Here is a 25,803-nt window from a genome sequence, read left to right as displayed (position 1 = left end):
TAATTGCTATAAATAAAAAAAAAGCTGTGCAAAAATGAGGTTTTTCTCCTATTGCACAGCCTTAAATCTAATAAATTCTTAACTAATTATTAAGAATCTTAAGCATTTGCAGCTTTAAAAGCCTTTAATTTCTCGATTAGAGCAGGTACTACCTCAAAAGCATCACCTACAACACCATAATCTGCAGCCTTAAAGAAAGGTGCTTCTGGGTCTGTATTAATAACAACTTTTACCTTTGAAGAGTTAATTCCTGCAAGGTGTTGTATCGCTCCAGATATACCGATAGCGATATATAAGTTAGATGCAACTGGCTTACCAGTTTGCCCTACGTGTTCACTGTGTGGTCGCCATCCCAGATCACTTACCGGTTTAGAACATGCTGTTGCAGCGCCTAGAACGTCTGCTAGTTCTTCTACCATACCCCAGTTTTCTGGACCTTTTAATCCACGACCTGCGCTTACTACTATTTCAGCATCTGCGATAGTTACTTTGTCGGTAGCTTTATCTACAGATTGTACAGTTACATTAAAATCTGCATCGTTTAAAGTAGGTGCAAATTCTTGTACGGCACAATCGGTTGCGTTCTCTTTAAGACCGTAAGCATTTTTAGAAAGCCCTACTAGTTTTACATTAGTAGTAATAGCAGTGTTAGAGAAAGCTTTATTAGTAAACACAGTTCTCTTAACTGTAAATGGCTCTGTAGAAGAAGGTAGCGCTGTAACGTTAGATACATAACCTGCTTCTAGTTGTACGCTTACTAGAGAGCCTAAATACTTAGAGTCTGCACTAGAACTGATAACGACTACTGTTGCTCCTTCAGCTTTGGCAGCTTGTGCAATAGCGCTAGCATAGGCAGCAGCATTAAATTTTTCTAGTTTTGAATTTGCTACGTTGTGTAATTTATTTACACCATATGTACCTAGTTCTCCAGCGTCATTTGCATTAAAAGATATAGCGGTAACAGTTGTTCCCATCATATCTGCAACACCTTTTGCATAACTAGCTACTTCATAAGCAGTCTTTTTAAAACCACCGTTTTCTGATTCTGTATATACGAGTACTGACATATATTTTATTTTTATATAAACATCCTAGTTATCAGGACGATTACTTGATTTGTTGTGGGTCTCGCTTTCGCGAAAGCGAAACTCTTAATAATTTTAACCTACAAGATTTAGAACCTTGAATTTTTAACTTTTAAAGATTAAATCGCTTTTGCCTCGTTGTGAAGTAAGTCGATTAATTTATCAAGATCTCCAGCGTCTACAAGAGTTACCTGGCCTTTAGGCTCTGGCTTTTCAAAAGAAACGCTATTAGTCTCTGTACTAGCATCTGTTGCTGGTACAACATTAAGAGGTTTTTTACGAGCCATCATAATTCCACGCATGTTAGGAATTCTTAGGTCACTTTCCTCTACGAGACCTTTTTGTCCACCTATTACTAGGGGTAGGCTAGCGGTAACAGTTTCTTTACCACCATCGATTTCACGTACAGCAGTTGCGTTAGTTCCTTCTATTTCTAGAGATATACATGTATTTACAAAACTAGCTCCAGTCATAGCGGCTACCATACCTGGTACCATACCACCATTATAATCGATAGATTCACGACCTGCGATAACTAGATCATAACCACCGTCTTTTATAACTGCAGTTAGTTGTTTTGACACCTGGTAACCGTCAGTTGCTGGCGTGTCTACTCTTATTGCTGTGTCTGCACCTATTGCTAGAGCTTTTCTTAAAGTCGGTTCAACTTCTGCACCACCTACAGTAACTACATCTACACTAGCGCCTTGTTTTTCTTTAAACCACATAGCTCGTGTAAGACCAAATTCATCATTTGGGTTGATGACAAATTGTACACCGTTAGTGTCAAATTGAGTATCGTTATCTGTAAAATTGATTTTGGAAGTGGTATCTGGCACGTGGCTGATACATACTAATATCTTCATATTTTATAGTCTTTAAAGTCTTTTTCAATCGTTTGCGAAGTTAGGAAAAAAACAAGTAATAAACTATGCATGCATAATAAATTTTTGTTTAATATTTCCTCAAGTATTGATTTTCAATATTTTTCATTCTAGGGTGTAACTCTTGTCTGTCTTGATGTTTAGACGGTTCAGGAATGTTTTGTATGATAATAGTATGTAAAAGAGATATTTTTTAGCCTAAAAATCTAGCATACTAAGTTCATGTAAGTTATTTTTGTTTTCTTGAAAAACTGAATAACATCATATCCTAATATATGAAGACAATACAATTCCGCGAGGCAATTTGCGAAGCGATGAGTGAAGAAATGAGACGCGACGAGTCTATTTACCTTATGGGTGAAGAAGTTGCAGAATATAATGGAGCTTACAAGGCTTCTAAAGGTATGCTGGACGAGTTTGGTGCAAAGCGTGTGATTGATACACCTATTGCCGAGTTAGGTTTTGCTGGTATAGCCATAGGTTCTACCATGACTGGTAATAGACCTATCGTGGAGTATATGACGTTTAACTTTTCTCTTGTTGGTATCGATCAGATAATTAACAATGCGGCAAAAATACGCCAGATGTCTGGTGGACAGTTTAAGTGTCCTATCGTTTTTAGAGGTCCTACTGCAAGTGCAGGACAGCTAGCAGCTACTCACTCACAAGCTTTTGAAAACTGGTTTGCAAACACACCAGGTCTTAAAGTAATCGTACCATCTAACCCTTATGATGCAAAAGGTCTTCTCAAGGCAGCGATACGTGATGACGATCCAGTAATTTTTATGGAGTCTGAGCAAATGTATGGTGATAAAGGTGAGGTGCCAGAAGGTGAGTATGTTTTACCTATAGGTGTTGCAGAGTTAAAAAGAGAAGGTAATGATGTGACCATCGTTTCTTTTGGTAAAATTATCAAAGAAGCTTATAAAGCTGCAGACGAGTTAGAGAAAGAAGGTATCTCTTGTGAGATTATCGACTTAAGAACTGTGCGTCCTTATGATAAAGAAGCGATTTTAAAATCTGTTAAGAAAACAAATCGTTTAGTGATTCTTGAAGAAGCGTGGCCATTTGGTAACGTCTCTACAGAGATTTCTCACATGATACAGGCTGAAGCTTTTGATTACCTAGACGCTCCAGTTTATAAAATAAATACACAAGATACACCAGCACCGTACTCTCCAGGTTTACTTGCAGAGTGGTTACCAGATTATACTGATGTGGTAGAAGGTGTTAAAAAAGTAATGTACAGAAAGTAATTTCTGACAACATTTTTGATCAAAGCCCATCTCGTTTGAGGTGGGTTTTTTTGATTTATAGCTAGATATAATTTTTTTTGTCTTAAGTTACTATCATTTACGTCAGTAGCCCTACTTTTGACTTTTGCCCTTTGCTTATGAAAACTCTTTATAAAAGTTACGCTTTCGCGAAAGCGATAACAGAATCAGTCCTGTATATAGGTATATTACTTTTCACCTTAACAAGTGTTGCACAGACTAAAGTTGGTGGTGTGATTTATGACGATTTTGGTGATACGGTGCCTTTTGCAAACGTTGTATTTCCTGGTTCTAGTGAAGGAACAATCACTAACGATAATGGTCGATTTTATTTACAATCAGAGAATACGTATGATAAAGTTGAGTTTTCTTTTGTAGGGTATAAAACGCAAACCATAAAATTAGATAATAGAGTGAATCTAAATATGAAGGTTACACTTGAAACTGATACGGCAGAGTTAGATGCGGTGGTAGTATATGCTGGTAAAACGTCTAAAAAGAATAACCCTGCTATCGATATACTACGTAAAGTATGGGAAAATAGACGTAAAAATGGTCTTTCCCAATTTAAGCAATACCAGTACGATAAATATGAGAAGTTAGAATTTGACATGAATACCATAGATAGTTCTTTGATCAACTCAAAGCTTTTCCGTGGTATGGAATTCGTATTTGACTATGCAGACACGAGTAGAATAACAGGTAAAACCTATTTGCCTATTTTTATTAATGAATCGCTTTCTACTGTTTATGGAGATAACGAGATCAATAAAGAACTAGATGATGTTAAGGCCAACAAGAATTCTGGTTTTTCAAACAACCAGACTTTAATAGCATTTGTAAAAGATTTATATAATGACATAGATGTCTATGACCGTTATTTAAAATTCTTTGATAAAAGTTTTACGAGTCCAGTGGGTAAAAGTGGTATTGACACCTATAACTATGTGTTGAGAGATACGGCGATAGTAGATGGGGTAGAGGCATATAATATAGTTTACTATCCGCGTCGTAAAGGTGAGCTTACTTTTAAAGGTGATTTTTGGGTAGCTACAGAGTCGTATGCGATCAAGGAGATCAATATGCAAGCGACTAAAAGTGCCAACATAAACTGGGTAAAAGAAATCTATATAGAACAGGAATATGACGTACTTAATGATAGTCTGTTCTTAATTACACGTGATTATTTCTTAAGTGATTTTGCGCTTAACAAGAAAGAGAAGTCCAAAGGTATTTATGGAAAACGTACCACCTTATTTAATGATTATAAATTTGATATAGAAAAAGAGCCAGATTTTTATAGACGTAGAGTTAATGATTATGATCCAGAAATTTATAATCGCGATGAGGCTTATTGGGATGAAAATCGATTAGAAAAACTTAATAAAGATGAGAAACAAGTGTACACCATGCTGGATACACTTAAAAAGAACAAGAAGTTTAAACGTCTTTATAATATAGGTACAGTACTAGCGTCTGGTTATTATGAATTTGATGGTTTTGATTTTGGACCTATATTTTCCACCTTTGGATTTAACGATGTAGAAGGTTTGCGATTACGTGCTGGAGGTAGAACATACTTTGGTGCAAATGACCCATGGAGAATAGAAGGTTATGGCGCATATGGTTTTGATGATAAAAAATTTAAATTCGGTATAGGTGGTAAATGGTTGTTAGATAAACAAAGCCGTTTGATACTAAGTGGTGGTTATAGAAAAGATGTAGAGCAACTAGCTGCCAGTCTTACTAAAACTAATGATGTTTTAGGGCGTAGCCTTGCTTCTAGTGCGATAGTAAGTGCTGGTAATAATGGTAGATTATCTAATATTAAACTAGGTCTTGCTGCCATTAGTTTTGAGCCGTTATATAACTTAGAATTTAGATTAGGTACTAGTTATAGAAAGATAACGACGGCTAATCCTGGATTCTTTAGTCTGGATTATTTTGATGCAGACTCTCCAGGCGGCATACAGTCAGAAACTAACCAGGCTGAAGTGGACTTTTCTATGACTTATAAACCAGGACGTAAAACGACTAATTATGGTGTAGATCGTACGGTTATAAATGAAGGAGCTTATCCTATATTATTCTTAAATTATTCTAAAGGTTTTAAAGATCTCTTTAGTAGCGATTTTGATTATGATAAGTTTCAATTTTATTATAGTCATCCTATCCAGATAGGTGCTTTTGGTAGATTAACGGCGCGTATAGAAGCTGGTAAAACCTTTGGAGAAGTGCCACTAGCATTACTAGATGTCATACCTGGTAACCAGACTTATTTCAATGTGTCAGGATCTTTTAACACGATGGATTTTTATGAATTTGTAAGTGATGAGTATTTGATGGTGAATCTTGATCATAATTTTAACGGTCGTATTTTTTCTCGCATTCCTGGTTTGAGAGATTTGAATCTACGTGAGTTAGTAGGTATAAAAGCTGCTTATGGTAGAATTAGTGATGAAAACGTAGCCTTAAATGCAAGCGGTCTTAATTATCTAGCTCCAGAAGATATTTATTGGGAATATAGTGCTGGTGTAGGTAACATCTTTAAAGTATTACGTATAGATGTAAGTTTTAGAGGTGGTTATAATTACTTACCAGACGCTAGACAGGTAGCTGTTACTGGTAGTTTTGGTTTCTTCTTTTAATAGGTTCACTATTTGAATTTATAGATTATTATTTATTTTAAAACCCCATTTACGATTAAGTAAATGGGGTTTTTTAGTTTCCGACTTAGCGAAAAGTAATAGCATAAATCTCTCTTTTTTAGTAATGTGGTGTGATAATCTTCTATTTTAGCGCAAAATATATTTTTATGAGGCTTTTTACTTTTGTAGCTGTTTTGTTTTGTGGGTTGGTTGCAAGTGCGCAGACTGCTGATGATTTTGTTTTTAACTCACCATTAGTCAATATGTCGCCATTCAGTATATCATCATCAGCCGGTGTTACCATAGATTGGGGTGATGGAACGACAACTAATGTTCCTATGGGTAATAATCAAATTGTACCAGCACATTCTTTCAGTTCCACAACGAATATGGTCTTTATATCAGGTTCAATAGACTCTATAGTTTTTAATTTATCATCATCATCATATAATAGTCCTAGTATTACTCAATGGGGTACTTCACAATGGAAATCAATGGAATGGATGTTTTATGGTTGTAGGCTTTTGAATATCAATGCCTCTGACACTCCAGACTTAAGTACTTGTAATTCGATGAAAAATATGTTCGAGGATTGCGATCTATTTAATTCTGATATTAATAATTGGGATGTTTCAAATGTTACTGATATGAGTGATATGTTTTATGAGGCATATACTTTTAATCAACCGTTAAATAATTGGAATGTTTCTAATGTTACAGATATGTCTGGGATGTTCTGGGGAGCAAGTAGTTTCAATCAACCACTGAGTAATTGGGATGTTTCAAATGTTACTGATATGAGTGCTATGTTTTATGAGGCATATACTTTTAATCAACCGTTAAATAATTGGAATGTTTCTAATGTTATTGACATGGGTTATATGTTTTATTATGCAAACTCCTTTGATCATGATATTTCAAATTGGGATGTTTCTAATGTTAATGTTATAGAATATTTGTTTTGTCGCGCTAGTTCTTTCAATCAAAATATATCAAACTGGGATGTTTCTAATATCACTAATATGTATGGCGCGTTTCGGCTTGCAACTTCTTTCAATCAGTCATTAAACAATTGGGATGTGTCGAGTGTAATTACTATGGAACATATGTTCGATTATGCAACTTCTTTTAATCAAACTTTAGACAATTGGGATGTATCGAATGTAACTACTATGGAAAGTATGTTTAATTATGCAACCTCTTTCAATCAAGATATTTCAAGCTGGGATATTTCTAATATTACCAATATGGATGAAATGTTTTATGATGCCTCTTCTTTTAATCAACCGTTAAATAATTGGGTTTTTAACCAGTATTCAAATTTTGATAGATTTGTTACGTCCTCAGGACTGGACACAAATAATTATGATAAGTTATTACAAAGGTTTGTTAATCTTGGCTTGCAAAATAAGAGACTGAGATCTTCAGGTCTAACTTATTGTAGCACATTTTCAAGAAACATTCTTCTACAAAACGGATGGACTATTTCTGGCGATTCATTAGACCCTAGTTGTTCTGCACTAGATAATCAACTTCAGGGTTCTATTACTTATGATTTCGACAATAATGGTTGTAACCCAAATGATTTGACTTTTTCTAATGTTGCAATTGAAATTTCAAATGGAACTGCTAATTTAACATTGTATACTGATATAAACGGTAATTATTCAACCTCTTTACCAGATAATACTTACACGATGACTCCAATAATCGACACAAATCTTTTCACGGCAACACCAGCAAGTGTAACCTTTACAGCCGCAAATCAAAATATAACGACGGAAGATTTTTGTCTTAGCGCAACAACTCTAGTTGATGACCTAGAAATCTCCATCCTACCACTAGAAGATGCACGGCCAGGCTTTGATACTGAATATAAGCTCGTTTACAAAAATAAAGGAAATACAAGATTATCTGGATCAATAGATTTCACCTTCCAAGATGATTTTATGGACTTTCTAACTGCAAGTCCAGCAACTACATCTTCAAATGTAGGAATGTTAAGTTGGGATTTTTCAAACCTAGATCCATTTGAAACTCGTGAGATTGAATTCTTCATGAATCTTAATACACCTACAGATCCTACCTTCCCATTAAATAGTAATGATCTGTTAGACTTTAGTGCAACTATAAATCCAACGGCAAATGATGATACACCACTAGATAATGTATTTGATTTACAACAAACTGTTGTGAATTCTTATGATCCTAATGATAAAACTTGTTTACAAGGCGAGACTATTTTACCGACTATGGTTGGAGAGTTTGTGCATTACCGCATCCGTTTTGAGAATGAAGGAACGGCAAGTGCGGTAAACGTAAGAGTTGTGGATTATATCGATACGACTAAATTTGATATTGCTACTTTAACTCCTTTAAGTGGTAGCCACGATTATACAACAACAATTACAGATGGAAATAAAGTAGAATTCAATTTTGAAAACATTATGCTGCCATTTACCGCGCCTGCCAGTCAAGGCTATGTGTTGTTTAAAATTAAAACAGTAGATACATTAGTTTTAGGAGATGATTTTTCTAATCAAGCAGAGATTTACTTTGATTTTAATTTTCCAATTATTACTAACATGGAAACTACAGGGGTTGCTGTTCCGTTAAGTTTAAATGATAATAATTTATTACAAGTCAGCCTTTACCCTAATCCTGCTAAAAATAAGATTAGTTTAATGAGTAATATAGAATTCAATGAATACACTATTTATGATACTTTGGGTGCCATCGTTTCTCAAGAAAAGTTAGATGCTGCTATAATGAATAAGGATATCACATTAGATCATTTAGTTTCGGGATTGTATTTTGTTGAGGTAAAAGGAGATCAAATGAATTCTGTTTTAAAACTGATTAAGGAATAAACTCACAACAATTTAAAGTATTCAAAAACCCCATTTACTTAATCGTAAATGGTTTTTATTCTTTTAAAGCTGCAGAGCAACCATACTTCAATAAAATAACAAAAAAAACCTCCGATTCAATTAGTTGAATCGGAGGTTTTTAAAATATATAAACTTTCTAATATTTACAATTCAAAAGCTTTCTTAACTTCTTCTACAAAGTCTAATTTTTCCCAAGTAAATAACTCTACTTCTCTTTCTACTTTTCCATTGTATGGAGATTCAAAAACAAGTTTTTCAATACGTGGTGTTCTACCCATGTGACCATAAGCAGCCGTTTCAGAATAGATAGGGTTTCTTAATTTTAATCTAGATTCTATTGCAGCAGGACGCATGTCAAATATCTCTGCAACCTTTTTAGAAATCTCACCGTCAGTTAAGTTTAATGTAGAGGTACCATAAGTTTCTACATTAATAGAAGTAGGTTCTACTACACCTATGGCATAGGAAACCTGTACAAGAACCTCGCTAGCAAGACCTGCAGCTACTAGATTCTTTGCAACGTGACGTGCAGCATATGCAGCACTTCTATCCACCTTAGAAGGGTCTTTACCAGAAAAAGCACCACCACCGTGAGCACCTTTACCACCATAAGTATCTACTATAATCTTTCTACCAGTTAATCCAGTATCACCATGTGGTCCACCTATAACAAATTTACCAGTAGGGTTAATGTGATAGGTAATGTCATCATTAAATAAATCCTGAGCATAAGCAGGTAATAATGCAGTAACACGAGGAATCAATATTTCAACAAGATCTTTTTTGATCTGAGCTAGCATTGCAGCATCATCTTCATTAAAAGGATCGTGTTGTGTAGAGATTACGATAGCATCGATACGTTGTGGCACGTTATCATCACTATACTCTATAGTTACTTGTGATTTTGCATCTGGTCTTAAATAAGTAATTTCCTTATTCTCACGACGCAATGCAGCAAGCTCCACTAGTAATTTGTGCGATATGTCTAGAGCAAGAGGCATGTAATTCTCTGTCTCGTTAGTTGCATAACCGAACATCATACCTTGGTCTCCAGCACCTTGCTCTTCTTTAGTAGCACGATCTACACCTTGGTTAATGTCTTGCGACTGCTCATGGATTAAAGATATTACACCACAAGAATCACCAGAAAACTGGTAAGCACCTTCGGTATAACCTATTTTATTGATCACATTACGTGCAATTTGAGTTGCATCGATGTAAGTGTTTGATTTTACCTCTCCGGCAAGAACCACCTGTCCAGTAGTTACAAGCGTTTCACAAGCAACCTTTGATTCTGGATCAAAAGCAAGAAAATTATCTAATAAAGCATCACTGATCTGGTCAGCAACTTTGTCTGGATGTCCTTCACTAACGGACTCTGATGTAAATAAGTAGGGCATTTTATATGTGCGCTTTCGCGAAAGCGTAATAAATACAAATCTCGCGTGATTAATAATATAAGAAAATAAAAGTGGCTGTATTGTTTTGCGCAGTACACTGTTTTAGCGTTTATGTTTTCTTTTTTGAAAACGAGGTCGCAAGCAGCCAAATCTTTCCCCTTAATTGAATTGCAAATTTAATGAATGTAATTATTTATTGGCACATCACTTATAAGATTATTAACATGTACTATAATAAGACTTTATAGATATTTTTAATTCCCTACAGATTAAGTAGGGTAAATAATGTACACGTTCATATATGATAAATTTAAAATAGAGATAAATAACATTGGATATCATATTTGGATCATTGTTTAATTTTTGATATACAGATGGTTAAGTGTAATTAATGCTGTTTGGATAACAATGGCAATATGAATTGTCTAGTGAGGGACCTAATTGCAAACTTTAATTTTGAATCGATATTCTATCATCTAAAATAATAGAAGAATTATAAGGAAGTAAGTTAACGCTTGCCCTTAAGATTTAAAAATTAAATATGTCACTCACTAAATATAGTAAAACAGTAACCCAGGATCCTACACAACCAGCTGCACAAGCTATGTTGCATGCTATAGGTCTTTCTAAGGAGGATCTGCTCAAACCATTTGTAGGTATTGCGAGTACTGGTTATGAAGGTAACCCATGTAACATGCATCTTAATGATCTTGCAAAATTGGTTAAAGAAGGAACTTTAGATGCTAACCTAGTTGGATTAATCTTTAATACAATAGGAGTAAGTGATGGTATCTCTATGGGGACGCCAGGTATGCGTTATTCTCTACCGTCACGAGATATTATAGCAGACTCTATGGAGACTGTGGTGCAAGCGATGAGTTATGACGCACTAGTAACAGTTGTAGGTTGTGATAAAAATATGCCAGGTGCATTAATGGCAATGATAAGACTGGACCGTCCTTCTATACTAGTTTATGGAGGTACGATAGATTCTGGCTGCCATAAGGGTAAGAAGTTAGATGTAGTTTCTGCTTTTGAAGCTTGGGGTAGTAAAGTTGCAGGTACTATGGAAGAAGAAGAATATCAGAATATAGTAGAAAAAGCATGTCCTGGTGCTGGTGCTTGCGGTGGTATGTATACCGCAAATACCATGGCAAGTGCGATAGAAGCATTAGGAATGTCTTTACCGTTTAATTCTTCTAACCCTGCATTAAGTGATGATAAGAAAGAAGAATCTGTCAGAGCAGGACAAGTAATGTTAGAATTACTAGAAAAAGACATCAAACCGTCTGATATTATAACACGTAAATCGTTAGAGAACGCAGTACGATTAGTCACAATTCTTGGCGGTTCTACAAATGCGGTTTTACACTTTCTAGCGATAGCAAGAGCAGCACAAATAGATTTTACACTTAAAGATTTTCAAGATATAAGTGATAACACACCTTTTCTAGCAGATTTAAAACCTAGTGGTAGGTATCTTATGGAAGATATTCATCGCATAGGTGGCATTCCTGCAGTTATGAAGTACTTACTTTCTAAAGGGTTAATTCATGGAGACTGTCTTACGGTAACTGGTAAAACAGTAGCTGAGAATCTAGCAAGCGTAAAAGATCTTTCTGAAGAACAAGATGTGATTAGAACTGTAGAGAACCCTATTAAAATTTCTGGACACTTGAGAATGCTTTATGGCAATCTTGCTAGTGAAGGTAGTGTTGCAAAAATCACAGGTAAAGAAGGGTTGCAGTTCTCAGGAAAAGCTAAGGTTTTTAATGGTGAGTATGAAGCAAATGATGGCATACGTGATGGACTGGTAGAAAGAGGTGATGTAGTAGTCATAAGATATGAAGGACCTAAAGGAGGACCAGGAATGCCAGAAATGTTAAAGCCTACAGCAGCTATTATGGGTGCAGGACTAGGTAAAGACGTGGCGCTTATTACAGATGGTCGTTTTTCTGGCGGTACGCATGGCTTTGTTGTAGGACATATCACACCAGAAGCTCAAGAAGGTGGTGTGATTGCTCTAGTTAAAGATGGTGATGTCATTACTATCGATGCAGAAGCTAATACAATACAATTAGAAATCTCAGATAAAGAATTAATTAAACGTAAAGAACAATGGCAGGCACCAGAGTTGAAGTTTAAAAGAGGTGTTCTTTATAAATATGCAAGAACGGTTTCTAATGCTTCAAAAGGTTGTGTTACAGACGAGTTTTAATAGCTTATCCCTGTAAATACCTACTCAACAAATAGAATAAAAAATTACAATAATCAAAATCGATGATTATGAAAGAACATGCGCTAATAAATTCCCCTACTTCAAGCATAGTAACAGAAAAGATATCTGGTGCAGAAGCTATCATAAAATGTTTCCTTGCCGAAGGTGTTGATACGGCATTTGGTTATCCTGGTGGTGCGATTATGCCGTTATATGATAAGCTTTATGGCTATCAAAAAGAGTTGAAACATGTACTCACCAGACATGAGCAAGGAGCAACACATGCAGCACAAGGTTATGCACGTATATCAAATAAAGTTGGAGTTTGTATAGCCACTTCTGGTCCAGGAGCAACAAATCTTATCACTGGACTGGCAGACGCGATGATAGATTCTACACCTATGGTATGTATCACTGGTCAGGTAGCTTCTCATTTATTGGGGACAGATGCTTTTCAAGAAACAGATATTATAGGTATTTCTACACCAGTAACTAAGTGGAATGCTCAAGTAACTAAAGCAGCAGATATTCCTAAGGTTCTAGCCAAAGCTTTTTACATCGCTCAAAGCGGTCGTCCAGGTCCTGTATTAATTGATATTACAAAAGATGCACAGTTTGAAGAGTTTGATTTTGCATATGAAAAATGTAAATCGATAAGAAGTTATGTGCCAGTTCCAGATACAGATTTACAAACGGTAAAGGACGCTGCTCTCTTAATTAATAACGCTCAGAAGCCTATGATTATTTGGGGTCAAGGAGTCGTATTGAGCGAGGCCGAAAAAGAATTGCAATCGGTTATAGAAAAAGCAGGAATCCCATCTGCATGGACCATTTTAGGTGCAAGTGCTATTCCTACTTCTCATTCACTTAATGTCGGTATGGTAGGTATGCATGGTAATTATGCACCTAATTTATTAACTAATGAATGTGATGTTTTAATAGCGATAGGAATGCGTTTTGACGACCGTGTTACTGGTGATTTATCTCGATATGCAAAGCAAGCCAAAGTGATACATTTTGAAATAGACCCATCTGAGGTGAATAAGAATGTAAAAGCAGATATTGCTGTTCTTGGTGATGCAAGAAACACTTTAGAACTATTACTTCCTTATTTAGAACAAAGAGAGCACCCTAAATGGTTAGCGAGATTTAAGGAACTTTATGAAGTAGAAGTAGATAAAGTTATAAGAGAAGATATGGAACCATCTGTAGATGGACTTACTATGGCTGAGGTTATACAGCAAATTAATGTACACTCAAAAAGTGAAGCAGCTATAGTAAGTGATGTGGGCCAGCACCAGATGATAGCATGTCGGTATGCTAGTTATAATCAGACACGTAGTAATATAACATCAGGTGGATTAGGTACTATGGGATTTGCACTTCCGGCAGCTATAGGAGCACAAGTAGGTGCGCCAGATAGAGATGTTGTTGCAGTAATAGGTGATGGTGGCTACCAGATGACTATTCAAGAATTGGGAACCATTTTTCAGACTAAAGTGCCTGTAAAAATTGTTGTGCTTAATAACGAGTTTTTAGGAATGGTACGTCAGTGGCAACAGCTGTTTTTTGATAAGCGCTATGCCAGTACAGAAATGACAAATCCTGATTTTATAAAAATAGCCGAAGGATATCACATCAAAGCAAAACAAGTAACAGATCGTAAAGATCTTGCTGGTGCCGTAGAAGAAATGATGAAGAGTGACGAAGCATATTTTCTTGAAGTGAGAGTGCAAAAAGAAGGAAACGTTTTCCCAATGATCCCAACAGGAGCATCAGTTTCAGAGGTGCGCCTCCAGTAGAAACGCATCGCAAGCGTTCAAGCAGTGACGCATCGCATGCGTCCGAAAACAGGGCGTTCAAGCAGTGACGCATCGCATGTGTCTAAAACAATGCGCATCGCATGCGTCTGGAACTTGTCGAAGACGACGATATCGAGAAAAGTAAAGCAAAGCTGTTCATTAACAGCTGAACGAAATAAAAAATTATGGAAAACCAAGAACAACTTTTTACCATATCCATTTATACAGAAAACAATATAGGGTTGCTGAATAGGATTTCGGCAATATTCCAGCGTCGTCATGTGAATATAGAAAGCATAAACGGTTCTGCATCAGAAATAGAAGAGGTTTCAAAATGGACCATTTTAGTAAACATGACCGAAGAAAACATGAAGAAAATCATCGGTCAGATAGAGAAACAAGTAGAGGTTATAAAAGCCTACTATCACTCTGACGAAGAGACCATTTATCAAGAGTCCTGTCTGTTTAAAATTAAATCTGACCTTCTTTTTGAAGAACCTCAGATTCAAAATATAATTAAAGAAAGTAACGCACGCATAGTAACGGTAAATAAAGAGTTTTTTGTTTTAGAAAAATCTGGAAGAAGAAGCGAGGTCGATTTATTATACCGTGAATTAAGTGCCCACGGCATATTACAGTTCAATAGATCTGGACGTATAGCTGTAACTAAAGAACCAATGGAAATTTCAAAAATGCTAGAAGCATTAAACTCATAAAATAAGTACCATGTCAAATTATTTTAATACCCTATCACTTTCACAAAAATTAGAACAATTATCTAAATGCAGATTCATGCAACAAGCAGAATTTGAAGATGGTGTTAACGCTTTAATAGGAAAGAAAATCACGATAGTAGGTTGTGGCGCACAAGGATTAAATCAAGGTCTTAACATGAGAGATTCTGGATTAGATATTTCTTATGCATTAAGACAGGCTGCTATTGATCAAAAAAGGCAGTCGTTTAAAAATGCTAGTGAAAATGGTTTTACTGTTGGGACTTATGAAGATTTAATTCCTAATTCAGATCTAGTTTTAAACCTAACACCAGATAAACAACACGCAGCTGTGGTAAAGGCGATTATGCCACACATGAAAAAAGGGGCAACACTTTCTTACTCTCATGGATTTAATATAGTAGAAGAAGGACAGAAGATAAGAGAAGATATCACTGTTATAATGGTGGCTCCTAAATGTCCAGGCTCTGAGGTGAGAGAAGAATATAAAAGAGGTTTTGGAGTCCCTACTTTAATAGCTGTACATCCAGAAAATGATCCTGAGAATAAAGGATGGGAGCAGGCCAAAGCATATGCAGTAGCAACAGGTGGGCATAAAGCAGGAGTTCTTGAATCTTCTTTTGTTGCAGAGGTGAAGAGTGATTTAATGGGAGAACAGACCATTTTATGTGGTGTTTTACAAACGGCTTCTATACTATTGTTTGATAAAATGATCGCACAGGGCGCAGACTCAGAATACGCATCTAATCTTATTCAATACGGTTGGGAACGTACCACAGAGGCTTTAAAACATGGTGGTATTACTAATATGATGGACAGGCTAGATAATGCGTCAAAGATTAAAGCGCACCAACTGTCTGAAGAGTTAAAAGTTATTTTAAAACCACTTTTTGAAAAACACATGGACGATATTATGTCTGGTCATTTCTCACAAACCATGATGGAAGACTGGGCAAACGACGATGTAAATCTATTAAAATGGAGAGCCGAAACGGAGAACACGGCATTTGAAAAATCTACAGCTTCTACAGAAAAGATAGAAGATCAAGAATATTTTGATCATGGTGTAGCGATGGTTGCCTTTATTAAATCTGGTGTAGAACTGGCATTTGAGACTATGGTAGCATCAGGTATTGTAGAAGAAAGTGCTTATTACGAGTCTCTTCACGAGTTGCCATTAATTGCAAACACGGTAGCTAGAAAGAAATTATTTGAAATGAATCGCATTATTTCTGACACGGCAGAGTATGGTTGTTACCTATTTGACCATGCATGTAAGCCTTTAGTTTCTTCATTTGTAGATGGTCTCGATGGGGCTGTTATTGGTTCCGCTTTCGCGAAAGCGGAATACAAAACAGACAACCTAGAACTAATAGCAGTCAATAAAGCTATAAGAAATCACCCTATAGAAAAAGTAGGAGCAGTGTTGAGAGATTCTATGATTGCAATGAAAACCATCTAGATAATAAGTTAGGATAGATGCTGGTGGTGCTAGAAATTTTGAACAACAAAATTCTGTCTATATAGTACGCAGTCGAGAATCATTACTAAGTGAAAAAAGATTAAAGTGTGAGCCTATAGGAATTCTCTTTAATGAAAAGCAAAGCTGTTATGCGACGGCTGGACCATAAAAGATATGAAAACAGTGACTTATTATCCAAGATTACAAGATGTAAAACAGGCTGCAAATCGTTTACGCGACGTGGCCTGTTTAACACCTCTAGAGTTAAATGCACTTTACTCTGACAGGTATCAAAGTTCTATCTATTTTAAGAGAGAAGACTTGCAGCCCGTGCGTTCTTATAAAATACGTGGTGCATATAATAAGATCTCTACGTTGAGTAAAGAAGATTTATCAAACGGAATAGTTTGTGCCAGCGCAGGTAACCATGCCCAAGGAGTTGCGATGTCTTGCAAGTTACTCAAGATACATGGTACGATTTACATGCCTACACCTACACCGGTGCAAAAGATCCAACAGGTGAAAATGTTCGGTGGTACGTATGTAACCATAGTCATGCATGGTGATACCTATGATGACTCTTACTATGCTGCTATGGAGGAGAACAAGAAACTAGGGAAAACATTTATCCACCCTTTTGATGATGAAAAGGTGATAGAAGGCCAGGCTACTGTAGGACTAGAGATTATGGAACAGTCTAAAGTCCCTATAGATTATGTAATCATGCCTGTAGGTGGTGGCGGTTTAAGCGCTGGTGTTTCCAGTGTGTTAAAGTACTTATCTCCTCATACTAAAATTATAGGAGTAGAGCCTAAAGGAGCTACCTCTATGGCGACTTCTATTTTTAATAGAGAAAATACGACACTGGATAAGATAGATAGTTTTGTAGATGGTGCTGCTGTTAAAAGAGTAGGAGAACGCAATTTTGAAATATGTAAACAGAATCTTACAGAAACTATTAATGTAAGTGAAGGTGCCATATGTCAGACTATTCTAGATTTATATAATAGTCAGGCGATAGTGGTAGAACCTGCAGGAGCCATGTCTATTACAGCATTAGAAACTATTAGAGAAAAGATAAAGGGAAAGAATGTGGTATGTGTCATAAGTGGTAGTAACAATGACATTACTAGAACAGCAGAGATTAAAGAACGCGCCTTATTAGAGTCGCAACTAAAACATTACTTTATAGTTAGGTTTCCGCAACGAGCAGGTGCGCTGAAAGAATTTGTAGAGAAGGTTATAGGACCTAATGACGATATTACTCATTTTGAATACACTAAGAAAACAAATAGAATAAACGGATCTGCGGTAGTGGGAATAGAATTGAAAAACACATCAGATTTTGATTCTCTAGTACAACGTATGAAGTCACTTAATTTTTATGGAGATTATATAAATGATAACCCTACACTTTTTGAGTTTCTAGTGTGATCTACACACTTATCGATTTAATAGTAAATTGTTATTTGTTTCCTTTTAAGAGTTCGTGATATATGTTTACTTATAGTTTGTATTTAATAATTCTAATAACAGATTATTATCAAAACACTAAATTTTAGAAGTTTGTGTAGGTTATTGATGACTAGTCCAAATAAATACTTACATTTACCGCATGAATTTATCTAGAAATAAAAATATATCCTTACCGGTGCGCTTTACATTGCGACGCCGCTGTGCTTAATCTCACTTAGCATTTAGATATAATTTTTATTTTTTTTACATTGAATTCACTTCCATTATTATTTACTACCTTTTTAACTGCTCCTTCTAGGAACGGTTTTTCTGTGCGTCCTACTTTACGACGCCGACGCCCGTAAGGGGTCTTTCTTTTTGGGAATTTAGGTGCGTCCGGTTCTTCTTTTCACAACTACACTTTACACTTTTTAATTTATAAAATCAATCACAATGGAAATTGTTATTGCTCATAAATCGCATTCAAAATATGCGCAAATCATTTGTGATACCATAGCCGACGCTGCCAAAGTGCGCGGTACAGGAATCGCAAAACGTACACCAGAATATGTCACTACCAAAATGGAAAATGGCAACGCGGTTATCGCACTGGATAACGGGAAATTTGCAGGCTTTTGTTACATAGAGAAATGGGGACACGGCAAGTTTGTCGCAAACTCAGGCCTTATTGTACATCCAGATTATAGAAATCTAGGACTGGCCAAACAAATTAAAGAACGCATCTTTTTACTCTCTAAAGAAAAGTTTCCTGATGCAAAGATATTCAGCATCACCACTGGACTTGCTGTTATGAAAATGAATAGCGACCTAGGTTATAAGCCAGTTACTTTTTCTGAATTAACAGACGACCAGCAATTCTGGAACGGTTGCCAGACCTGTAAGAACTATGACATCTTACAACGTACTGAACAAAAAATGTGTTTGTGTACAGGAATGATCTATGACCCTTCTAAGAAAATAACAGAAGAAAAGAAACCTATTAAAAAGTCTGTTTTCAACAGATTGAAACAAATTAAGCAAACGCTTATCCTCAAAAAAGATCAAAATGAACAATAATAAAAAATTAGTAATAGCATATAGTGGCGGACTGGACACCTCATATTGTGCCGTATATCTTTCACAAGATCTAGGTTATGAAGTGCATGCTTTGTGTGTGAACACAGGTGGTTTTACTCAAGAAGACCTTAAAACTATAGAATCTAATGCTTATAAAATGGGCGTGAGCACTTTTAAAGCAATAGACGCTGTCAGCACTTTTTATGATAAAGTCGTTAAGTATTTGATTTATGGAAACGTGTTGAAGAACAATACGTATCCACTATCGGTAAGTGCAGAGCGTATTGTGCAAGCCATTGAGATTATTGAATATGCAAAAACTATAGACGCACAATTTATCGCTCATGGAAGTACTGGCGCCGGAAATGATCAAGTGCGTTTTGATATGATTTTTCAAACTCTAGCACCACATATAGAAATTATTACACCTATAAGAGATGGTAAACTATCACGTAAACAAGAGATAGATTATCTCATAGAAAATGGAATAGCTATGTCTTGGGAAAAGTCTCAATATTCTGTCAATAAAGGACTGTGGGGAACTAGTGTCGGTGGAGCAGAAACACTGACCTCGCTCAAAGCATTACCAGAAGAAGCCTATCCGTCACAACTTCAAAAAGAAGGAAAGGAACAAGTAAAATTGACCTTTAAAAAAGGAGAGTTAATTGCTGTAAATGGGAAAGAGCAATCTTCAGAACTGGCTATACAACAGCTCAATGATCTTGCTTCTTCATATGCTATAGGTAGAGATATCCATGTAGGCGATACCATAGTAGGTATGAAAGGTAGAGTAGGTTTTGAAGCCGCAGCAGCGTTGATTACTATCAAAGCACATCATTTATTAGAAAAGCATACACTTACTAAATGGCAGTTACAGCACAAAGATTATCTGTCTAGTTTTTACGGTATGCACCTGCATGAAGGTCAGTACCTCGATCCTGTAATGCGTGACATGGAGGCTTTCTTAGAAAGTAGTCAGGCCAAAGTTACTGGAGATGTTTATGTCACTTTGCAACCTTATCACTTTACTCTGGATGGTATAGAATCGGTAAACGATTTAATGAATGCAAAATTCGGTACTTATGGAGAGGAGAATAAAGCATGGACAGCAAGTGAGGCCAAAGGTTTTATCAAGATCATAGGAAACAGCAATAAGATTTATAACCAGATACATCAAGAATCATGATTAAAGCAGGAATAATAGGTGGTGCAGGTTACACAGCAGGAGAATTAATAAGACTTTTAATTCACCATGATGAGGTAGTTATAGATTTTATATACTCAACCTCAAACGCTGGTAATGCCGTAAGCGATGTTCATCAAGATCTTTTGGGTACTACAGATTTGGTGTTTACAAGCCAGTTAAATAACAATGTGGACGTTTTGTTTTTATGTCTAGGTCATGGCAATTCAAAATCTTTTTTAGAGAAGCATCAATTTTCAAAGAATACAAAAATTATCGATTTAAGTAATGATTTTAGGTTGATAGAATATGCACGCTTTCGCGAAAGCGAGTTCACATATGGACTGTGCGAGTATCAAAAAGAAGAGATTAAAAAAGCTACTCATGTGGCAAATCCAGGATGTTTTGCAACCGCTATACAACTTGCCATTTTACCACTAGCTGCACAACAATTGATAAAAGAAGATGTGCATGTAAATGCGGTTACTGGTGCGACTGGTGCGGGCACAAGTCTGTCACCTACGACACATTTCACTTGGAGAGATAATAATTTCTCACACTATAAAGCTTTTACGCATCAGCATCTAGGAGAAATAAATCAGACTTTAAAACAGTCACAACAAGATTTTAATTCTAATGTGTTATTTGTGCCTAATCGTGGTGATTTCAGTAGAGGGATTTTTGCGACAGCCTACACTAAAATAGACCTATCACTAGAAAAAATAAAAGACTTTTATAAGGACTACTATAAAGACTCGCCATTTGTATTTGTGTCCGATAAAGAAGTGCATTTAAAGCAAGTAGTTAATACCAATAAGTGTCTTATTCACCTACATAAGCATAATGACATTTTATTGATAACGAGTGTCATCGATAACTTATTAAAAGGTGCGTCTGGACAGGCAGTACAAAATATGAACTTGATGTATGATTTTCCAGAGGATCAAGGTTTACAACTTAAAGCCAACTTTTTTTAAACTCAAAATCATGAAAATAGCCATTATAGGAACTGGTAATTTAGGCCGCTCCATCGCAAAGGGATTGATTCATAATAATGCAATCACCACATTGTATTTAACTAAAAGAAATCTAGAAGATCTGGAGTTTTTTCAAGATTATTCTGGCGTGTTTTTAACTGCAGATAATGAAGAAGCAATCAAGAAATCTGACATTATCATTTTTGCGGTACAACCAGCACATTTTACGGATATTCTAGAAACAACTAAAGATTTATTTAATGAGAACCATGTGTTGATATCGACGATAACTGGTTTTACCGTTGATAAAATAGAGGCAATTGTAGGTTCAGATCAGCATGTGATTAGAGCAATGCCCAATACAGCGATCGCGGTTGGTAAATCGATGACCTGTCTGTGTCATAATGAAAAAGGGACTCGTAGAATAAAAGTAGCTCAGGCTATTTTTAATCGTTTGGGAACCACCCTAGTTATTCCAGAAACACAAATGCAAGCTGCAACCGTGGTATGTGCTAGTGGAATAGCTTTCTGGATGCGATTAATAAGAGCGAGTACACAAGCCGCTATTCAGTTAGGTTTTGACGCTAGCGAGGCACAATTATTAGCAATGCATACTGCCGAAGGTGCTGCAAGTTTATTAATAACAACAGGCAATCACCCAGAACAAGAGATCGATAAAGTTACCACGCCCAAAGGTTGCACCATAGAAGGTTTAAACGAGATGGAACATAAAGGATTGAGCAGTTCGCTTATTCAAGGAATGATAGCTTCTTTTCAAAAAATTAATACGATTAAAGAAAAACAGATATGAGTTTATTTGATGTTTATCCACTTTTTGATGTGACGCCAGTGCGTGCACAAGATGTTTATGTTTATGATCATAATGATGTCGAGTATCTAGATTTATATGGTGGTCATGCTGTTATTTCTATAGGTCATTCTCATCCAGAATATGTAAATAATATAAGTGAACAGGTTTCTGAAATAGGCTTTTACAGTAATGCGGTTCAAAACCCATTGCAAGAAGCGCTTGCTCATAAATTAGTTGACTTTTCTGGTTGTAAAGACTACCAACTATTCATGTGTAATTCTGGCGCAGAGGCAAATGAAAACGCATTAAAACTAGCTTCTTTTCATAATGGAAAGCATAAAGTAATCGCTTTTAAAAATGGTTTTCATGGTCGTACATCTGCAGCGGTGGCGGCTACAGATAATGCAAAAATTATCGCACCATTAAATGCACAACAAGAAGTAGAAATTATTGAATTAGGAGATCTGGAAGCTGTAGAAAAAGCACTAGATAAGAATAATGTTTGCGCGGTGATTGTAGAATGTATTCAAGGAGTAGGTGGTCTAGATGAAGATACTACTGTATTTTATCAAGGTTTACAAGCTTTATGTCGTCAGTACAATACTTCTTTTATTGCAGATGAGGTGCAATCTGGTTTTGGTAGAACCGGTAACTTTTTTGCATTTCAAAAACATGGACTAGAACCAGATATTATTTCAATGGCAAAAGGTATGGGAAATGGGTTTCCTGTAGGTGGTATTTTGATCCATCCACAAATTAAGGCTTCTTATGGATTGCTGGGTACGACTTTTGGCGGTAATCATCTGGCATGTATCGCAGTTTCTACGGTGCTAGATGTTATAGAAAAGGAGCAATTAATGGATAATGCAAAAGCAGTATCTGCTCACTTCTTAAAAAGAGCTCAAGAATTACCGCAGGTTAAAAATGTAAAAGGACGCGGATTAATGTTAGGACTAGAATTTGATTTTCCTATTGCGACAATAAGAAAGAACATTCTTTTTAATCATCACATTTTTACTGGTAGTGCAAAGAATCCTAACGTGATAAGAATTTTGCCGCCATTAACGATTAAAGAATCTCATATCGATTTATTCTTTGACGCTTTAAAAGCTGAATTATGAAAAAATACACTGAACTTAAAGATATAAAAGACCTTGCTCAATTAGTAGATGAGGCAATTGCAATAAAACAAACACCATATTATTTTCAACATCTAGGTAAGAACAAAACTCTAGTAATGTTGTTTTTTAATGCGAGTTTAAGAACGCGATTAAGCACAGAAAAGGCAGCAAAGAATCTAGGGTTAGAAGTGCAAATATTAAATGTGAATGATTCTTGGAAACTAGAATTTGATGATGGAACGGTGATGAATGCAGACACTTCTGAACATGTAAAAGAAGCTGCTCAGGTCATCTCTCAATATGCAGATGTGATTGCGGTAAGAGCTTTTCCTTCTTTAGTGGATAAAGAAAAGGATGCTCAAGAAGTAGTCCTAAATAGTTTTATAAAATATGCATCAGTACCTGTTGTAAATATGGAAAGTGCAACAGCTCATCCTTTACAAGCTCTTGCAGATGTTATTACTCTGGAAGAATTGAAAACCAAGAAAAAACCCAAAGTGGTCATTTCTTGGGCGCCACATCCTAAAGCATTGCCGCAAGCAGTGGCAAACTCATTTATTGAAGTGATGCAAATGGCAAACGTAGATCTTACGATTACGCATCCGCAGGGATATGAATTATCTGATGCGGTTGTAAAAGATACACCGGTGATTTATGATCAGGAAAAAGCTTTGAAAGAAGCCGACTTTGTCTATGTGAAAAACTGGAGCAGTTATACTGATTATGGTAAGATTTTAAGTCAAGACGCGAGCTGGATGATGACTCAGGAAAAATTAGGTAATGCAAAATTTATGCACTGTCTTCCTGTAAGAAGAAATGTTGTGGTAGAAGATGCTGTGCTAGATAGTGAGAACTCTATCGTCATCCACCAGGCTAATAATAGAACCTATGCAGCTCAAGTGGTTTTAAAAAATATTTTAGAAAACATAGAATAATGGAACAGCTTAAAGTTATAAAAATAGGTGGGCACATTATCAATGATCAGCAAGCACTAGATGATTTCTTAACCACATTTACTGCGATAAAAGGGCCTAAAGTTCTTATTCATGGAGGTGGAAAAGTAGCTACAGAATTAGCTCATAAAATGAATCTTGAGGTAAAAATGATCGATGGTCGTCGCATCACCGATTCAGAAACACTGGACATTGCCACTATGGTTTATGCTGGTAAAGTAAATAAAACCATTGTAGCAAAGTTACAAGCTAAGAAGTGTAATGCTATAGGATTTACAGGAGCTGATGGGAATACTATTTTGTCTAAAAAACGAGATGTAGAAGAGGTAGATTTTGGTTATGTAGGAGATGTTGTAAAAGTAGATACAGAGATTGTTGAGGTGTTGCTTTCGCGAAAGCGTACTCCAGTATTTTGCGCCATAACGCACGACGGACATGGTCAATTATTAAATACAAATGCAGATACTCTAGCTGCAGAACTAGCTATCGAACTAGCCAAAAACTATGAAACAGAACTGTATTACTGTTTTGAGAAAAAAGGAGTTTTACAAAATATTACAGATGAAGATTCTGTAATTAAGAATATCAATTTAGAAAATTATCAAGATTTAAAATCTCAAGGGATTATTGCCGACGGAATGTTGCCTAAAATGCAAAATTGTTTTTATGCTATTCAAAATGGCGTGCAAAAAGTATGTGTAGGATTGCCAGATATGCTTCAAAATTCAAACAGTTTATTCACTACAATATCGAACTAATGAAACATCAAGATTTAAAAAAAGAGGCTCTAGAATTGTTGAAAAAAATGATTGAAACACAATCGTTTTCTAGTGAAGAAGAAGGAACTGCTCTACTGATAGAATCATGGTTTAATAATCATAAAATTCCATTTAAAAGAGATCATCATAATATATGGGCGACTAATAAATATTTTGAAAAAGGGAAACCTACGTTATTATTAAACTCACATCACGATACGGTACAACCTAATAAAGCCTACACAAAAGATCCATTTAAGGCAGTAGTTGAAGATGGTAAATTATACGGTCTAGGCAGTAATGACGCAGGTGGTTGTCTGGTTTCTTTAATCGCTACGTTTACTCATTTTTATAACCAAAAAGATTTAAAATATAACTTAGTCATAGTAGCTAGCGCCGAAGAGGAAAGTAGCGGCCCAAACGGTTTAAATAGTATGCTAGATATCATACCACATACAGATGTTGCTATTGTAGGCGAGCCTACTTTAATGAATCTAGCAGTCGCTGAAAAAGGATTGGTCGTTTTTGATGCTAAAATAAAAGGGACGCCAGGACACGCTGCTCACCCCAATGATAATAATTCGATTTACAATTCTATAGAAGTTTTAAAATGGTTTCAAGATTTTAAGTTTGACAAATCATCTGAGACATTAGGTGATGTAAAAATGACGGTAACGCAAATTAAAGCTGGCGTGCAACATAATGCTGTACCGTCAGAAGTAGAACTGGTCATTGATGTAAGAGTCAATGATAAATACAGCAATCAAGAGATCGCTGAAATGCTTAAAGAACAGTCGCCTTGTGATGAAATTATTGCACGAGGTTTGCGATTAAATTCTTCTTCCATTCCTGTAGAACATGAGTTGGTGCAAGCAGGAATAGCGATGGGAAGAACCACTTATGGATCACCTACTTTATCAGATCAGGCGTGTTTAAGTTGTCCTTCTTTAAAATTAGGACCTGGCGATAGTACGAGATCTCACAGCGCAGATGAATTTATATATCTAGAAGAGATTGAAGAAGGCATCGATATATACATCAATTTATTAACGAGTATTTTTTAAAGATAG

The 25,803-nt window shown here is 35.9% G+C and carries 19 protein-coding genes; 16 read left to right on the top strand and 3 right to left on the bottom strand.

Features of this window, described 5'->3' with window-relative positions; translation table 11 throughout:
- Positions 1–98: 98 nt before the first annotated feature.
- Entirely contained in the window at positions 99–1,067 is a 969-nt protein-coding gene (locus LY01_RS00415; RefSeq protein ID WP_104513846.1) for an electron transfer flavoprotein subunit alpha/FixB family protein, read from the bottom strand.
- Between the two features lie 137 nt (positions 1,068–1,204).
- Positions 1,205–1,951, bottom strand: coding sequence for an electron transfer flavoprotein subunit beta/FixA family protein (locus LY01_RS00410; RefSeq protein ID WP_104513845.1), 747 nt, complete (start codon positions 1,949–1,951; stop codon positions 1,205–1,207).
- 293 nt (positions 1,952–2,244) lie between these two features.
- Here LY01_RS00410 and LY01_RS00405 point away from each other — a divergent pair, with 293 nt between their 5' ends.
- From LY01_RS00405 to LY01_RS00395, 3 genes are all read left to right on the top strand, one after another.
- Entirely contained in the window at positions 2,245–3,225 is a 981-nt protein-coding gene (locus tag LY01_RS00405; RefSeq protein ID WP_104513844.1) for a pyruvate dehydrogenase complex E1 component subunit beta, read from the top strand.
- 137 nt (positions 3,226–3,362) lie between these two features.
- Positions 3,363–5,891, top strand: a complete 2,529-nt coding sequence (locus LY01_RS00400) for a DUF5686 family protein (RefSeq protein WP_104513843.1) — start codon at positions 3,363–3,365, stop codon at positions 5,889–5,891.
- A gap of 167 nt (positions 5,892–6,058) precedes the next feature.
- Positions 6,059–8,761, top strand: a complete 2,703-nt coding sequence (locus LY01_RS00395; protein ID WP_104513842.1) for a BspA family leucine-rich repeat surface protein — start codon at positions 6,059–6,061, stop codon at positions 8,759–8,761.
- Positions 8,762–8,925: 164 nt separating this feature from the next.
- Here LY01_RS00395 and metK read toward each other — a convergent pair whose 3' ends face one another.
- Complete coding sequence (gene metK, locus LY01_RS00390) at positions 8,926–10,182, bottom strand: methionine adenosyltransferase (protein ID WP_104513841.1); 1,257 nt, start codon at positions 10,180–10,182, stop codon at positions 8,926–8,928.
- 541 nt (positions 10,183–10,723) lie between these two features.
- Between metK and ilvD the strand changes: the two genes are divergently transcribed.
- The 13 genes from ilvD to LY01_RS00325 all read left to right on the top strand — a co-directional run bounded on the left by ilvD (position 10,724) and on the right by LY01_RS00325 (position 25,797).
- On the top strand, positions 10,724–12,400 hold the full coding sequence (gene ilvD / locus LY01_RS00385) for a dihydroxy-acid dehydratase (protein ID WP_104513840.1): 1,677 nt from the start codon (positions 10,724–10,726) through the stop codon (positions 12,398–12,400).
- A 68-nt stretch (positions 12,401–12,468) separates the two neighbouring features.
- Entirely contained in the window at positions 12,469–14,202 is a 1,734-nt protein-coding gene (gene ilvB / locus LY01_RS00380) for a biosynthetic-type acetolactate synthase large subunit (protein WP_104513839.1), read from the top strand.
- 185 nt (positions 14,203–14,387) lie between these two features.
- Positions 14,388–14,918 (top strand): acetolactate synthase small subunit, encoded by a 531-nt coding sequence (gene ilvN, locus LY01_RS00375; protein WP_104513838.1) that lies wholly within the window; start codon positions 14,388–14,390, stop codon positions 14,916–14,918.
- A 10-nt stretch (positions 14,919–14,928) separates the two neighbouring features.
- Entirely contained in the window at positions 14,929–16,398 is a 1,470-nt protein-coding gene (ilvC, locus tag LY01_RS00370; protein ID WP_104513837.1) for a ketol-acid reductoisomerase, read from the top strand.
- A gap of 174 nt (positions 16,399–16,572) precedes the next feature.
- Entirely contained in the window at positions 16,573–17,832 is a 1,260-nt protein-coding gene (ilvA, locus tag LY01_RS00365) for a threonine ammonia-lyase IlvA (RefSeq protein WP_104513836.1), read from the top strand.
- A 474-nt stretch (positions 17,833–18,306) separates the two neighbouring features.
- Positions 18,307–18,930 (top strand): GNAT family N-acetyltransferase, encoded by a 624-nt coding sequence (locus LY01_RS00360; RefSeq protein WP_104513835.1) that lies wholly within the window; start codon positions 18,307–18,309, stop codon positions 18,928–18,930.
- Positions 18,920–20,116 carry an argininosuccinate synthase gene (locus LY01_RS00355; protein WP_104513834.1) on the top strand — a complete coding sequence of 399 codons (1,197 nt, stop codon included), beginning with the start codon at positions 18,920–18,922 and terminating at the stop codon, positions 20,114–20,116. Before LY01_RS00360 ends, LY01_RS00355 begins: the two co-directional genes overlap by 11 nt.
- Positions 20,113–21,090: an N-acetyl-gamma-glutamyl-phosphate reductase gene (gene argC / locus LY01_RS00350; protein ID WP_104513833.1), complete on the top strand. Its 978-nt coding sequence runs from the start codon at positions 20,113–20,115 to the stop codon at positions 21,088–21,090. The genes LY01_RS00355 and argC overlap by 4 nt, the downstream gene beginning before the upstream one ends.
- Positions 21,091–21,100: 10 nt before the next feature.
- The gene (proC, locus tag LY01_RS00345; RefSeq protein WP_042247998.1) at positions 21,101–21,901 is read left to right on the top strand and encodes a pyrroline-5-carboxylate reductase; all 801 of its coding nucleotides are present in this window, start codon (positions 21,101–21,103) and stop codon (positions 21,899–21,901) included.
- The gene (locus LY01_RS00340) at positions 21,898–23,022 is read left to right on the top strand and encodes an aspartate aminotransferase family protein (protein ID WP_104513832.1); all 1,125 of its coding nucleotides are present in this window, start codon (positions 21,898–21,900) and stop codon (positions 23,020–23,022) included. Before proC ends, LY01_RS00340 begins: the two co-directional genes overlap by 4 nt.
- Complete coding sequence (locus LY01_RS00335) at positions 23,019–23,957, top strand: N-acetylornithine carbamoyltransferase (protein WP_104513831.1); 939 nt, start codon at positions 23,019–23,021, stop codon at positions 23,955–23,957. Before LY01_RS00340 ends, LY01_RS00335 begins: the two co-directional genes overlap by 4 nt.
- Positions 23,957–24,733, top strand: a complete 777-nt coding sequence (argB, locus tag LY01_RS00330; protein WP_104513830.1) for an acetylglutamate kinase — start codon at positions 23,957–23,959, stop codon at positions 24,731–24,733. The genes LY01_RS00335 and argB overlap by 1 nt, the downstream gene beginning before the upstream one ends.
- Complete coding sequence (locus LY01_RS00325; protein WP_104513829.1) at positions 24,733–25,797, top strand: M20 family metallo-hydrolase; 1,065 nt, start codon at positions 24,733–24,735, stop codon at positions 25,795–25,797. Before argB ends, LY01_RS00325 begins: the two co-directional genes overlap by 1 nt.
- The last annotated feature ends 6 nt before the right edge of the window (positions 25,798–25,803 follow it).

The sequence above is a fragment of the Nonlabens xylanidelens genome (assembly GCF_002934445.1).
In the GTDB taxonomy this organism is placed as follows: domain Bacteria; phylum Bacteroidota; class Bacteroidia; order Flavobacteriales; family Flavobacteriaceae; genus Nonlabens; species Nonlabens xylanidelens.
Note: the sequence above shows the minus strand (reverse complement) of the source record. Positions and strands in the feature narration are given on the sequence as shown.